Origin of the sequence: Apibacter sp. HY039 (assembly GCF_004023655.1) — a bacterium.
Taxonomy (GTDB): domain Bacteria; phylum Bacteroidota; class Bacteroidia; order Flavobacteriales; family Weeksellaceae; genus Apibacter; species Apibacter raozihei.
In genome coordinates, this window is the sequence record NZ_SAYM01000001.1 from 30,198 (window position 1) to 44,338 (window position 14,141).

10 protein-coding genes are annotated in these 14,141 nt (G+C 25.3%); 5 read left to right on the forward strand and 5 right to left on the reverse strand.

What is annotated here, in order from left to right:
* The first annotated feature begins 174 nt into the window (after positions 1-174).
* Positions 175-495 carry a DUF5655 domain-containing protein gene (locus tag EQ921_RS14970; protein ID WP_370449487.1) on the forward strand — a complete coding sequence of 107 codons (321 nt, stop codon included), beginning with the start codon at positions 175-177 and terminating at the stop codon, positions 493-495.
* Here EQ921_RS14970 and EQ921_RS00115 read toward each other — a convergent pair.
* Complete coding sequence (locus EQ921_RS00115) at positions 490-789, reverse strand: hypothetical protein (RefSeq protein ID WP_128330108.1); 300 nt, start codon at positions 787-789, stop codon at positions 490-492. The two genes, EQ921_RS14970 and EQ921_RS00115, sit on opposite strands and share 6 nt — an antisense overlap.
* Before the next feature lie 145 nt (positions 790-934).
* Here EQ921_RS00115 and EQ921_RS00120 point away from each other — a divergent pair, with 145 nt between their 5' ends.
* Entirely contained in the window at positions 935-1,315 is a 381-nt protein-coding gene (locus EQ921_RS00120) for a helix-turn-helix domain-containing protein (protein WP_128330109.1), read from the forward strand.
* Positions 1,316-1,317: 2 nt separating this feature from the next.
* Here EQ921_RS00120 and EQ921_RS00125 read toward each other — a convergent pair whose 3' ends face one another.
* Genes EQ921_RS00125 through EQ921_RS00135 form a run of 3 tightly spaced genes read right to left on the reverse strand, consistent with a single transcriptional unit; the run spans position 1,318 to position 6,556 of the window.
* Entirely contained in the window at positions 1,318-3,480 is a 2,163-nt protein-coding gene (locus EQ921_RS00125; protein WP_128330110.1) for an ATP-binding protein, read from the reverse strand.
* A complete protein-coding gene (locus tag EQ921_RS00130; RefSeq protein WP_128330111.1) occupies positions 3,477-4,475 on the reverse strand; it encodes a hypothetical protein in 999 nt (332 codons plus the stop codon). Before EQ921_RS00130 ends, EQ921_RS00125 begins: the two co-directional genes overlap by 4 nt.
* The gene (locus EQ921_RS00135) at positions 4,472-6,556 is read right to left on the reverse strand and encodes an AAA family ATPase (protein WP_128330112.1); all 2,085 of its coding nucleotides are present in this window, start codon (positions 6,554-6,556) and stop codon (positions 4,472-4,474) included. Before EQ921_RS00135 ends, EQ921_RS00130 begins: the two co-directional genes overlap by 4 nt.
* Positions 6,557-6,978: 422 nt before the next feature.
* On the opposite strand from EQ921_RS00135, the gene EQ921_RS00140 reads away from it, so the two are divergent.
* The 3 genes from EQ921_RS00140 to EQ921_RS00150 all read left to right on the forward strand — a co-directional run bounded on the left by EQ921_RS00140 (position 6,979) and on the right by EQ921_RS00150 (position 12,663).
* On the forward strand, positions 6,979-7,959 hold the full coding sequence (locus EQ921_RS00140) for a bacteriophage abortive infection AbiH family protein (protein ID WP_128330113.1): 981 nt from the start codon (positions 6,979-6,981) through the stop codon (positions 7,957-7,959).
* A 72-nt stretch (positions 7,960-8,031) separates the two neighbouring features.
* On the forward strand, positions 8,032-9,765 hold the full coding sequence (locus EQ921_RS00145; RefSeq protein WP_128330114.1) for a hypothetical protein: 1,734 nt from the start codon (positions 8,032-8,034) through the stop codon (positions 9,763-9,765).
* Positions 9,766-9,795: 30 nt separating this feature from the next.
* Positions 9,796-12,663 (forward strand): hypothetical protein, encoded by a 2,868-nt coding sequence (locus EQ921_RS00150; protein ID WP_128330115.1) that lies wholly within the window; start codon positions 9,796-9,798, stop codon positions 12,661-12,663.
* 292 nt (positions 12,664-12,955) lie between these two features.
* Here EQ921_RS00150 and EQ921_RS00155 read toward each other — a convergent pair whose 3' ends face one another.
* Positions 12,956-13,579: a hypothetical protein gene (locus EQ921_RS00155; RefSeq protein WP_128330116.1), complete on the reverse strand. Its 624-nt coding sequence runs from the start codon at positions 13,577-13,579 to the stop codon at positions 12,956-12,958.
* Positions 13,580-14,141 lie beyond the last annotated feature (562 nt).

Genomic DNA, 14,141 nt, shown 5'->3' on the forward strand with positions numbered 1-14,141 from the left:
AAAGATTTAGCTATAGAACTGTGGGAAATCAAACAATATGAAAATAACATTCTGTTAATAAATTCTATAAAAAAGTCTAAATCAGCCCCAAGCATCAAACAAATACAAAGTGACAAAAACTCGGAAATAACAAAAGTAACCAACGAAATTAAAGTATACACGGAAGAAGATCATCTGGCTCATAAATCTGAAGAGGTTAAAGAATTATATGAAACTTATAAAAATGCCATTTTAAATCTTCCTGCCAATATTGAAACAAAGCCTAAAAAATTATATATAGCCTTTAAAAAAGATAAAAATATAGCAGATATTGTACTATTAAAAAAAGGGCTGAAAATTTTCATAAACAAGAAAAAAGGAGAGCTGGACGATCCTAAAAAACTGGCAAGAGATATTTCGAACGTTGGACATTGGGGAAACGGGGATTATGAAATCATTATTAACGATACTCAGGATTTAGAATATATTATGAGCTTAATAAAACAGGCTTTATAGATTGTGATTTCTCAATTTATCCACTTCTTCCAGCTTATCCACAAGAACCAACTGACAGGCTAAATCCAGAAGGTTTACAATATCCAGAAATTCATGGTATTCAGCATTCACTTCATGAGCAAATAAAGAACTTTGGCAGACTTTTAAAATGGATTGTATAGTAAACCCTAACTGCTGATAATTATCCATTATTAAAATAATTTTCACCTTATCGGCATCTAAGGATTCTACATATTGCCTTGCCCTTTTTTGAGCTGCTTTTTGCTGTTGAGTTATTTTCTTCTTTTTCTTCATCATTTCAAATACAAAGAAAAATGATTACTCTAAAATATTAAACTACAGACTGGATAAAAACACTCTGTTGAGGTTGTAAAAAACCACGTATTCATTTTTACCGGAATTTTTCCTACTTTTGTTAAAAGATAAAATTCTTTAAACCATGAATACAGATACAGCCAGCCCAAAAGTACACCACGGAAGAAATGTAAAAAGGCTTCGGGAAATATTAGGAATAAAACAGGAAGTATTAGCCGATAAGCTAGAGCTTTCCCAGCAAACGGTATCTAAACTGGAAAATAAAGAAGAAATTGACGAGGAAACTTTAGGGAAAATTGCAGAAGCTCTTAACATTCCTGTTGATGCTATTAAGAATTTTTCAGAACAAGGAGTAATAAATATTGTTGCAAGTACTTTTAATAACAATTCTTCAATTAATCAGAATTATTATGCAACTTTCAACCCTCTTGATAAAGTTGTTGAACTTTACGAACGAATGATTCAGGAGAAAAATGAATTGATTGAGAAGTTGTTAAGTAAGTAATATTATTTCCTATTGCTTTCAAGACGTCTGATTTCATCTTCTAATTTCTTTTTTTCTGATTCAAGGTATTTTATTTTTTCTTCATCTCCGAAAACTTCTGAATACATTTCCTGTAGTTTAGATTTAATAATGGGTTCATCTATCAGATTAATTAATTTTTGATGATACTCTTTTTCTCCTGATAATTCTTCAAACTTATTATCCTTTTTAAAATGTTTTAATTTCAATTTTTCTTTTTCTTCCAATATTTTATTTAACCAGTCAATAGTATCTTCAATTTTCTTTTTAACAAAATTACCCATTAAACCATCCTCCAGAAAAAAGGAGTTTACCAATAAATCGGATATATTGGCCCCAAAGGTATTCATATCCTTGCAATCTTCCGGTTTCCCATCTTTTAAAAACAATATATTTTCTTTAGGTATATCTGAAAGGATAAAGGGGGAATGGGTAATAAAAATAATATTTATATTGGGTAAATTTTTTAACCTACTAAAATCTATTTTTGCTATGTAATCAAGCAAATCATTAATAAAAGATTTTTGTTGTTCGGGATGATAATACAATTCTATTTCATCTAAAATTATATTAAAATTTTTATAGACCAATAACTCTTCTTTACGCGAATTAAAATTTACAGATAATAAATTTCTTAGATGATAAATAATTGAATTTAAACTATAAATTTTTTGTTTCTCTCCTGAACTTAAATTAGAAAAATTATTTTCAATATTGTTTTCATTATTACTAAAATATAATTCTATTTTAAAAAATGAGGGTGGTACTAAATCAATTAAATCCGCAAATGGATAATCATATTTATTTATCTTATTTTCTAATTCCTGAATCGGAAAAATTTTATCATTTTCAAGAATGTCATCATCTACATAATTCTGATACCTATAGAAATAGAGTGCCTGCCTTAGTTTAAGGGTTATATGACTATGATCTCTATACAAATGCATTACAAAATCGTTCAATTTTGAAGCATCAAGCAAGGATTCTTTAGTATAATTTTTAAAAGTTGGGTATCGTTTTATAATTAAGGTTATTTTCCTTAGAATATAATCAATGGTCTTATCATAAATTACCCCTTCTTTTAATTCAAAATCAATACTTGCCAAATCTTTAGATTTAAAATAACCTTCATATAATTGGGGAAATACTTTTTCTATAAATTCATCTTTTGATAGTATAGTATCTGAACTTGATTTGTCTATATAAGATAATTTAATTCTTTTGACTTCTTTTTCCTCTACTAATTTCTTGTTAGTAATTCCTTTATCAAATATTATTGCTAATAACCGGGAACGGACAAGATAATTTTCAGAATTAATGTCAATATTACCCTTATCTCTATAGGGATTTAACACAATAGGAGTTTGATAGGAATCATTTTTATGAAAAACCTTTTCAATCCATTTTCCTGATTCCTCAGTATTCAGCCCATATAAAGAATAATTAATAACCAGATTATAAAATAAAGTATCTATATTTTTTTTGAAAGCTGAATAGCCATCAATAGTTATATCTTTTTTATCTCCGGAAAAATATCTTAGAGTAATAGTATCATTCTCTAATCTCAATAAATAAACTACAGAATCTATTTCATATATAATTTCAACTTTTATATCTTCAGTATTTTCATCATAATTAATCTTATTTTCCCCTTCTGCCATTATAGTTTTTACTTTTTCTGAAATAAGTGAATGATAAAGACCGAGTATTAATTTATTTTCAATACTAAAGTCTCCTTCTTTTATTATTTTTTTTACATTTTCCAATGCTGTAAAAACTGATGAATTGCCAATATTAGGGGTAGAAATGACATCATCAATTTTAATTATTTCACATATACGAGAAATTTTATAAAAACTAACATATAATAATTCAACCAGACTACTTTTACCGCTTCCGTTTTTACCAACAATTGCAGAAATATTAATTGTTATTTCTCTTAATTCCTCAGTTAAAGGATTGATAGTATCTAAACTATATAAATCTACTTCTTTATTGGAATTGTGTTCTATCCTAGTTATTCCATCGCTTTCTACTATAAATTCATAATTATTATAAAATTTATATATTCCACCTTCTTTTAAATTCTTCCTAAATTTTGAGTTACATCCTTCTAAAGGACGAATAGCTAATAATTTGAAACTCATTTTTTAAAGTGTTTTAATATCCCTAATTCACTTAAAATATCCCTTTTCATCTTACTCAAAGGTCTTTTATGAAATTCTGATTCTTCTATATAAGTACCAAAAGCCAAACGATATACTTCTTTTTCTGATATAGTTCTTTTCATAATATTTTCCCTTAAATCTTTTAAGTATGTTTCTGAATAAGCATATCGTAATCTTGCTAAATCAGAAATTTCATCTTTATGAGCTTCATAAATTTCTTTAAGTTTGAAAAATTCCACTGTTTTTTCTCCTTTAGAATTTTTCGGACTTTTAATAGTAAATCCATAAGAATCTAAAGATCTATTATAATAACTAAATTTTATCTGTTTATTAATATCTTTCCTGTCACTCACATAAGGATGGAAATGCTTATCAAGAAATAATTCTTTTGTTCCTTTGATACTACTATTGCATATAGTACAACAAGGAATTAAATTATAAAAAGACAATGCCAGTAAAGGGTGTTTTTCTTTAGAAAAATAATGATCAAAAGTAGGTCTAATAAGTCCTTTATTGTCTATTACTGTTTTTGTATACATTCGGTTACAGTAGACACAGGTAGGTATATCTAAGTTTTCAGCTAAATTATAGGCTTTGTATTTATTTTCACTATTTATTGAAATAAAATCTTTATAATCAAAAATCTTAGACAATATGTTTTTTATTTCACTATATTTTTGAATAAGAGAAATTTCAGAATCTGTGGGTTTCCTTTTTTTTTCAATCCTAATATAATTCTCCCATTTTTGCAAAGTGAATTTATCTAATATTTTTCTAAAGAACAACATTTGCAATTGATACAACTTTCTGGGATTGCCTAAGAGAATTTGTTCAATTCTATTTTCTGTTAAAAAACAAATTATTTCAGGAGAACCATGTTCATATCGTTTTGATTTAATTTTATCTATCAACCTATTACAATGTTCTTTACTTGCCCTATTAATTTTCGGTGAGGTTTTGTCTATATACATCATAACTCTTTCTTTTTTTGTTCTAAAAATTTGATTTCTTCGTTAATTAGCTTTCTTTGAAATTCTTTATCTTCTACTAACTCTGAAATCATTTCTGCTAATTTCAGTTTAATTATCTGCTCATCAATAAGCTCAATAACTTTCTTATAATATTTTAACTTTTCCTCAAAAGAAGTTCCTCTGTTTTCCGGTTCTTTATTCTCATCAATCCACTGTATAGTTTCCTCTATTTTCTCTTTTGCAAAATCACCCATCAATCCATCTTCTATAAAAAAAGAATCAGATAATAAATCAGATATATTAGCTCCAAAAGTTTTCTTTTGTTTAGATGATATAATGGTTTTATCATTTTCATTTTTATCTAAAAAGATAATATTCGAACTTGGTATATCAGACAAACTTAACGGATCATGAGTAGTAAAAATAATCTGGAGATTAGCAACTGTATTTTTCAAGAATTCATACTCTTTTGTTTCATTATTACGTTTTTGTGGTAGTAATTCCGAAAATAATATGGGTAATGTTTTTGTTATAGCTAAAATAAATTTCTTTTTCCACAAAGGATGGTACCCTAAATCAGCTTCATCCAATAAAAGAAGATAATTTTCTTTATTATGATGAGGTTTATTTTGATAAGTCTGAATATAAGAATATAAAGAAGAATAAAAATCCAGAATAGCTTTTTCTCCTGTAGACAGTTTCTTGTTAGGAACAAATTCAAAAAGAGAAAAATCAATAACCAATCCTGTATTTCTGAAAGACTGAATAAGTTCCTTATACATTTGAAAAAATTGATTGTATTTTTCTAAATCTCCTTTAACATCTATTCTAATAAGATTGTTTTCCAGAATAGTAAAATTATCTTTTATAAAATCATAAAGTTCCTTTGATTTACCAACAGTTAAAATTTTATTTTTTATAGATAATCGAAATTTTCTTATATCTATCCCCAGTTCACCAATTATTTTATTTTGATCTATCTTCTCAAGAATATCTCGATAATTTACAGCCTTTATTTCGACTCTATCTTTAATACTTTCATATAATCCCTCATCCTGATTAATAATATACCATTTAATAAATTCATCCAATCTTTCTTCAAAAGTTCCTGCTTGTAATAAATTACTATAATTATAGTTTCCATTAATTGATTCGTGAATTAAGGCAAAAATAGTATTCATCATAAGGAAACTAAGAATAGTAATCTCTAAATCCTTTAAAAAATTATCTTGATTTATTATATATTGACTTGACTCTGATTTATATTCCTCTAAATTCCATAATTTATCCAGTTTATGAGTAAGACTATCTGACTGTAAATTTTCTACAATGCTTTTATTATATTCAATAAAAGACTCTTTATCCATTGTATATGCATCAGAACGATTTTCCAAATCTGATATATTCTTATTTAGTTCATGAATTAAAGAATCTCCTCTATTAGGGTTTCCAATTTTTGATTCAATATAAATTTTTCTAAAATATGATTTATCATATTTTTTTATAAAAAAATCCAGATACTCATAGAAAGGAAAATATTTATATGCAGATTTTAATTCTTCTATTATAGAATGGTTAAGAAAGATTAAATACCTATGTATATTATCTAAATAGTATTGTTGTAAATCACTTTCAAAATAACTTACTAAAGCTACAGGCGAATGAATATCTTTTAAATCATAATCTAAAAAAGGGGAATAATATAATTTCTCTAATGAAATATCATTTATACCTAAGTGCTGAGGTTCATTGGAAATAAATTCTTTAGAGGTTTTATTTATTATAACCTCTTCTCCACCTTGTTCCAATATAATTAATGTTCTTTCAAACGTATTTAAAATTTTCAATAAACTGGTTTTCCCTACTCCATTCTTCCCTACAATCGCAGAAACTAATGGTATACTTTTATGGTAAAAACCTTTAATAAAATGAATATTATTTTTTCTATTTATAATTAATATTTCATTATTATTTTCTTCTATTTCATAAAAATACTTACCTCCGAAATTTAATGTTATTCCTTTGTGATTTTCTCCAAAAATATGAGGTAATGTATTATAAGGGATATAGGCAGCAGAAATCATAAGAGATAATTTTATCTCAATAAAGATAAAATTTTATCTTGATAAATCATCCCGAATTTTGGATTAATTTTATTTTATAAAAAACCAGTAAAATCAATTCGTTGTCTATATGTTGTCTAAACGAAGAAATAAAAAATCGCAAATCATTTCAATTTAACGATTTACGATTTTATAACGTGATCGCGAAAGGATAGAAACCTAATCTTGTAACCACCTTATTTTCCAACATATAACAAATTTTAAATTTGGACAGGGGTACGTATAGGGGGAATTATTTACACATAGGTTAATTTAGCTCATTCACTATATTTTACTATATTTGTTTCTATCATATATTAAATCAGATGAAATTCCTTCTAGAAAAAAATACTGCTATCAAAATCCTTCAAGTTAATACTTCTAACAATAAATAAATTACTTAAATGCCAATAAAAAAACTTTATATAATAGGTAACGGTTTTGATTTACATCATCATCTAAAAACAAGTTATCTAGATTTTGCAAATTTTTTAAAAAGAAATGACATTGAGCTCTATTCTAAGTTAGAATTATACATTTCATACCCTAAAGAAGATAAAAATCTTTGGTCTAATTTTGAAGAAAACTTAGCTAATCTAGATATTGATAGAATTGTTGATGAACATTTTGGGGATTTACCAAATTATTCTAGTGAAGATTTTAGAGATAGAGATAGATTTGTTTTCCCTAATATTATGGAGGAATATTATGAAATATTCACTAATGGATTATTTTCTCACTTTCAAAACTTCATACAAAGTATTAAGTTTCCAGATAGCCTCAATAACCATAGAGTTCTATTAGATAATAATGCTTTTTTTTTAACATTTAATTACACTAATACCCTTGAAAAAGTATATGATATTAATAAAAATAATATAAAGTATATTCATAATTCTGCTATCTATGGGAATGAGCAAATTATTTTAGGTCATGGGACTGATCCCAAAAAATTTGAAGAAGAGATACCGGAACCTCCAAATGATGTTGATCCAGAAGATTATGCTGATTGGTATAACACAAATATCTATTATGATTATTCTTATGATACAGGAAAAGATACTTTATTGCAATATTTTTCAACAACTTTTAAACCTACTAAAGAAATAATTAAAACTAATAGTAATTTTTTTTCAAAACTAGATTCTGTAACAGAAATATTCGTTTTAGGACACTCTTTATCTAACGTAGATATTCCTTATTTTGAGGAGATCATAAAAAAAACACCTTCTAATACAAAATGGTTTGTATCTTTTTATAATAGTATTGAAAAACAAAAACATTTTGATACATTAACCAATTTAGGAGTTAATCACAAACTAATTACACAGTTTGAATTAGAAGATATCCAACTTAATAATAAACAATTAAAAATTAATTTTTAAAAATATTATAAATTCAAGAATTAGTAAATAAAATTTATACATACAAAAATATATTAAAATAGTGGAAACTTTATGCAAAAGGAAAATCAACTAATGGCTTTATTAGATTTAAGTAATAGTTTAAAAACGACTATTTCAAAGTATGAAACAAAAGATCTTCTTACATTTATATCCGGAGTTTTATTACAAGTTCCTACAAGAAATAATAATCCATTATTTAAAAATTTGATGTCTCCTTTTAGGCAGTTAACATATTTAGCCTTATTAAATTTAGAAAGCACCGACTCTAAAAAAGAAAAAAAGTATTTTTCAGAAGAAGAATGGGACGAAGTCACTACTCTCCTCCATAAAATAGAAACGGAATATTTTTATATTTTAGGATTTCCTAAAAATGGTAAAGAAACTCAAGAAGATATAATTAAAATCACTTCAACTCTTCCTACTTTTTTAAACTATTTTTGTAACGGCTCCTTATCTTTTATCGAACAAGATATCGAAAAAATAGAAATTATTTTTAAAAACTTTAATTCTCAAATTTATAATGAATTTAATTTAGAAATTAGTGATTATATAAAATTTTTTCATTTTACAAATGAAGTTATTAATAACAATACAAAAAAGGCTTTACATTATTTAAATAAAGAAAATTGGCAAACTTTTACTTCCAATTGCATAGAAAAAGGAATTTACGACCCTAAGGACTGGATTAATGAAGCACCTAAAGAAATACTAGCTTCTGCAGAATTTTTCAAAAGCCCTGGAAGTATATTAAAATTAAATATTGATGAAATTGATTTTACAGATTTTGATAAAGACAAATTTCTTTTAATATTAAATACTTTTACTTGTAATGAAATCCCCAAAGAAACAATTACCTTATATACTGAAAAGAATATTATAAATGATAAACCATTCTATAAAATAAACGATAAAATTTTTCTTCCTATTTTTTTTAAGCAATATCTTAATGCTCTATACAACCATTTATTTGAATTTTGCAAAAAACTCCATCAAGATAAAACATATAAAAGTAGAGATAAATATATCGAAAATAAAACATTTGATATATTTAAAAACTTTTTTGGAAAAGAAGCATTTTATTATTGTAATTATAATGTTGATAATGGAGTTTCTGAACAAGACATATTAATTCTATATAAAAAAAATGCTTTTATAATTGAAGTTAAAGCTACTTCTAACAGAGAACCTATGAGGGATTTTAACAAAGCTTATGATAAATTAAAAAATGATTTTAAAAAAGGAATTCAATACGGGTATGATCAATGTTATAGAGTGAAAAATAAATTCAACAATGATGCCTTAATTAAAATATATAATAAAAATAAAAAAATAGAGTACACATTTAACCCAAAAAAATATAATGTATATACAATAGTAGTCACTTATGACAGATTTGGTTGCATCCAAACAAATCTGTCTGAAATGTTAAATTTGAATGAAAACGATGAAAGTTATCCTTGGGCTGTAAATATTGATGATTTAGAAACATTTTTATTAGCACTTAAAAAAAAGAAAAATTACAAACAGTTATTTTTAAAGTTTATCGAATACCGAGAATATTACCATGAACATTTAATTTGTGGGGATGAATTAGAATTATGCGGATTATTTTATTCTGATGAAAATCTATTTTGTAAATATAGTTTATTGGATGAAATAATTTTTGTAGACCCAAACTCTTCCTCCATTTTTGATAAAATGTATAACGAAGGTTTAGGATTCGAAAATGAGCGATTTTATGATAAAAAAATAAACAATGAAGCTATTAATTTATATGAATTTTAAATTATGATTTATTAAAATTAATCCAAGATTATGAAATTAAAACCTATATTTTCAGAGATTTTTCTGTCACAATATTTATCAGATTTTCATCTTTCCAGTATTTCGGATACAAGAAATAAAATCCTTATGATTAAAGAATTAATTGAGGAGTTAGAATCCGGAAAAATAGAAAGTTTGAAAGAAGAAGAGGTAAAATCACGATTTCTCAATACTTTTTTTGGAGATATATTAGGATTTAATTATGGTAATTCAAATAAATGGTTACTAAGAGAAGAAAAGAAATCTACAACCGATGGAACTAAATCTGATGGAACTTTAGGTTATTTTTTTATAGAGCGATTAAAAGATGATGTAAGAGCTGTTATAGAAATAAAAGATGCAAAAACAGATTTAGATACAAAACAAAACAGAGCTAATCCACAAACCCCTATCGAGCAAGCCTTCAGTTATGCATCCAAAGCAGGAGGAAAATGTAAATGGGTCATTGTTTCCAATATAAAAGAAATTCGTTTTTATCCATCGTTAGATCAATCAAAATGTCAAATATTTATCCTAAAAGAGCTAATCCATGAGGACAAACTAAAAGAATTATTCTTTCTTTTCCACAAAGACCGTTTTATAAAAGAAAATAATGAATCCTCCACAGATAGATTATTTAAATTGACAACTAAAATTAAACAGGAGAATGATAACCCTATCCACATAATTGATAAGCTTTATACAAGTTTAAAATATTTTGAAGACTTTGGTTTTGTTAACCCGAATTATATTGCATCTATACCTCCATTTAACATTCTTGATGAATATGTCTGGCACTATCATAATAATAAACTCTTTACAATCAATAAGGATATTTATAATTTATTGACTCAACTAACTATCCTAAATGGTGATATAGACTTTACGAGTCAATTAAAAAAAGAATTATCAGAGGCAAATGTTATTGACGCAAAAAATAAGATTATTTGGATTTTTTATTTTCTTAATATTTGTTCTATTTATGAAATAACTGCAATTAAAGATTATCAACAAATAAAAGCGAATAATAAAAACACAATAGGATTTGGAATTAGACATATGTTCTCATATAAAACGGGTGAAGAGGGTATATCTAAAAATATTCAAATAATAAAAAATGAAAGCTGCGATTGTATATTATGTAATTTTAGAAGTTTCGATTTTAATAAACTTCTAAGAAAACTAAAAACAAATGAAAGTAACGAAGATAATTTTACTTTAGAATATGCTTATGCTCATTACCTTGTAGCAACTAATAACTTCAAAATAACATATAATATTTATAAAGCTCTTGAAAAGAAATTAAAAGAAAAACAAAATAAAAGTATTAAATATTTTTTAGTAAAGCAAAATCTGAAAAATCTTCATAATTTAATAATAGATTATTGGTTAGAAGATAGAGAAACAATAATTAATGACATTAAAACTATTGATTTAAATAAAGTAATCTATGATGAAATTGAATTTAATGTATGTAAGGAAGTCAAAGATTATCTAATTCAAATCAAAGAGGATGCTCTTATCTATAGAATTCAAGATAATATTGAAATAATTATTTCAAAAATTGAAGATTTAAAACAGCTATATGATAATGGTGGTAGCCAAACTGGACCGGATTATCATTTTAACTTAACTCATAATTATTATCTTCTGTATAGACATGTTAACAGTAATTACATAATATATGATGCTTTTACCCGTTATAAATCTATTGTTAAAAAAGTATTTAATGGTCTCATAATTCATTCTCATATTCCACAAATTGGCATTACCCAATTTAATGAATTTTTTTTAACCGAGGCAATACTACATATTTCACCTACCTCTTTACATGAAATTTTAAAACATGATGGTACTCTTAATGTAGATGATAATGATATAGAAATCTTATTAGAAAAATTGAATAATTTTACCTCTTCAATTTTTAAACAAGGTGTATTTAATGATCCTTACGAAAATGAAATGTTATCAATACAGTTAAATTATTTCAAATTTGGAAAATTATTCACAAACATCTTCTCAAATTTTTTCATTATTTTCTCAAAATTAAATATCTCTAAAGAACAATTTAAACAAAACATACCTCTATTAATAAAATTCTTAAAAATTGAAAAAGAATTAGCTCATTATGACTTAAAACACCTTTCTAATTTTATAATAGAAAAAGGGTGTCTTTTTAAAGAAAGTGACTTAATGGAGATTTTAAAAATAGCAGTAAATAACAATAAATATGGTAACATTAAATATCATAATTTTATTAAAAATATACCAAAAACTCTTATAAAATTTTATCCTGAATACCGAATTAATAATGAGAAATTAATTAAACAAGCTCTTTTAAGTCTCACAAATGAAGATGAAAGTTTTGCAAATTATAAAATTCTCATTAGTTGGATAGATGTTTGTAATGATAAATGTAAAGACATTTTATTTAATGCTTTTGAAGAAACACTAGATAAAAAATTTGATTCTAATTTTTATGAATTATTATTGTTAAAGTCAAGTTATGATTATAATAAAAAAAACTATTTTAAATTATATACAGAATATACAAGTAAATATAGAAAAAATGCATATAGATATGGCTTAACTGATATGGTTTTTATAAATTATGTTATTGTAATATACAAACGCAATATAGGTTTTGATAAAGAGGAAATTAAATTGATTACAAATTTAAATGATTATGAAACCTGGCTATTAAATCCAATAAAATTTGATTATAAAAAATTCAATGCTACATGGTTAATAGATCTTAATGAGTCCCCTATAATTTTAAGTAAGCTAAGAGAGATCAAAACAATACCTCCTATCATTGAAGAAGAATTGAAAGTAAACTTCAATTCAATATTGGCGGAAATAAAATATACGTATTTTTGATATTATTAAATCAATGATTAAACTACATAATCCTATTTTGATTCTTAGATTTATAATACACAAAGATATACTTCTATAGGCCATTCTAACAAATCATTATATTTCTAATAATCAGAACATGAGATATGTTTTTCTTATTCTTTAAAAATTTTGAAACAGACCTTTTTAATCCACTTTCAGCAACCCGGACGGTTAATTCTACTTAAACCGAAAATAAATCCATAAAACAATATACAACCACGTAAAAAATAATTTTTCGGTCCAAGTCAATTCTTCGTTTTCCGATTCTAATTTATTTTTTCAATTTCCCGGCAAACTGGAATATAAAATTCAGCTTATTTATTTTACCAACTTTATAGGATTTAAATTTTCTTTCAAAGTATAAACTCGCTTTAGGCAACCGGTTTTTATTTAGTATTTCATTGTAGGTATCTTTTACTATCTCATACTGGCTCATATACGCTTCAAATTTCTTATTAAAAGAAAGAGCAGAAGAAGGTCTGGAAAAACCAAACATTTTAATCACTTCATTAGTATAGATAAGCATATCTTTATCTAACATATTCAGCATTCTGGTAGTAAGGGAAAATTGAAAAGTATTTTGTCCTTTTACATTAGGGATGACATACAATCGTTGCAATACATCGGAAAAGTTAAAATCTTTTTTATTTTTATATTCTTCTAAAATAGAAAAATTTTCTTTCTTGAACTCCCAGGTTAGCCCTATCTTATTTAATCCATAATACTCACAATAATAACGCTGGAAAAGGGAAAAATTTTCCTTTACATCAGTAGTACGGAATTGGTATTTCAGAAACCTATAAATTTCAATATTTTTAAATTTAATTTCTGTAATAATTTTATCGGAATTTTCCTCAATAAAGTTTATAATTTCTTTAGTTTCAGTCATTTTCATAATACAAATAATTAATATATAAATATAATTTAAAACAAACTCATTTAACCCATCCTCAGCAACCCGGACGACTAATTCTACTTAAACCGAAAATAAACTCATAAAATCAAAGATTTAAAAGCTTAATCTTGATATTCCGGTTCAAGTCAGTTCCTAGGTTTCGAATTCTAAATCTATTCCTGCCATTTTAAGCAAAAACTCTAATTTCATTCATTAAGATTTTTACTTTTTCATTTTTCTGGTCATTTATCATTTTTGTTAGTATGACCAAATCGCAAATATCCAAATACTTCTCTTCTATTTTCATATGTAAGAGTTCATCTTCTTCCCTTTAAATACTACAAACATACAAACAGATTTATTTTCTGGTAGTGTCCTTGTCTTACGAGTTTCTGCTTGTCCTTTCCTTACACCAGTAGTTGTAAGTTTCTTGTACGAAATATGTTTGCTTTGTAAGAGTAAGATAAATTTTTAGTTGTAATCAGCCAGGTTCATTTTTTTATTTTTGCTCAATTTTTGCCATAACAATTTTTCTTTATTTATATAGGCTTCATTTCATTAG

What these genes read in the sequence shown, in the direction of transcription:
- EQ921_RS00115 (WP_128330108.1), bottom strand. Translation starts at nt 789, where the DNA reads ATGAAGAAAAAGAAGAAAATAACTCAACAGCAAAAAGCAGCTCAAAAA.
- EQ921_RS00120 (WP_128330109.1), top strand. Translation starts at nt 935, where the DNA reads ATGAATACAGATACAGCCAGCCCAAAAGTACACCACGGAAGAAATGTA.
- EQ921_RS00125 (WP_128330110.1), bottom strand. Translation starts at nt 3,480, where the DNA reads ATGAGTTTCAAATTATTAGCTATTCGTCCTTTAGAAGGATGTAACTCA.
- EQ921_RS00130 (WP_128330111.1), bottom strand. Translation starts at nt 4,475, where the DNA reads ATGATGTATATAGACAAAACCTCACCGAAAATTAATAGGGCAAGTAAA.
- EQ921_RS00135 (WP_128330112.1), bottom strand. Translation starts at nt 6,556, where the DNA reads ATGATTTCTGCTGCCTATATCCCTTATAATACATTACCTCATATTTTT.
- EQ921_RS00140 (WP_128330113.1), top strand. Translation starts at nt 6,979, where the DNA reads ATGCCAATAAAAAAACTTTATATAATAGGTAACGGTTTTGATTTACAT.
- EQ921_RS00145 (WP_128330114.1), top strand. Translation starts at nt 8,032, where the DNA reads ATGCAAAAGGAAAATCAACTAATGGCTTTATTAGATTTAAGTAATAGT.
- EQ921_RS00150 (WP_128330115.1), top strand. Translation starts at nt 9,796, where the DNA reads ATGAAATTAAAACCTATATTTTCAGAGATTTTTCTGTCACAATATTTA.
- EQ921_RS00155 (WP_128330116.1), bottom strand. Translation starts at nt 13,579, where the DNA reads ATGAAAATGACTGAAACTAAAGAAATTATAAACTTTATTGAGGAAAAT.